At 66.4% G+C, this 428-nt stretch carries 1 protein-coding gene; it reads left to right on the forward strand.

The window, feature by feature from the left end; translation table 11 throughout:
- Positions 1–428 (forward strand): ISAs1 family transposase (locus DNK49_RS23420; RefSeq protein ID WP_110530433.1); only part of this gene is annotated, 428 nt, incomplete at both ends.

The following is a 428-nucleotide window of genomic DNA, read 5'->3' on the forward strand; positions in this document are numbered from 1 at the left end:
GCGCCAAGCTGCCGTGGCTGCGGGGTTTCCTGCGGCTGGACTACGGCGTGGCCTCGCCCGACACCTTCGAGCGGGTGCTCGCGCTGCTCGATCCGAAACAGTTCGAACTGGCGTTTCGCACCTGGGTCGGCGGCCTCATCCCGGCGCTGGCCAAGGACCAGGTGATCGCCATCGATGGCAAGGCAAGCCGGCGCACCACGAGCAAGGCGGCGGTTGCGCCGCTGCATATGGTCAGCGCGTTTGCGGCCAACGTGGGCGTGGTGCTGGGCCAGACGGCGACAGCGGAGAAGTCCAACGAGATCACCGCGATCCCCGAACTGCTCAAGGTGCTCGACATCGAGGGCTGCATCGTCACCATCGACGCGATGGGTACACAGACCAAGATCGCGCGCACCATTCGCGACCGAGGTGCGCACTACGTGCTGTGT

This window comes from Parazoarcus communis SWub3 = DSM 12120 (genome assembly GCF_003226565.1).
Taxonomy (GTDB): Bacteria; Pseudomonadota; Gammaproteobacteria; order Burkholderiales; family Rhodocyclaceae; genus Parazoarcus; species Parazoarcus communis.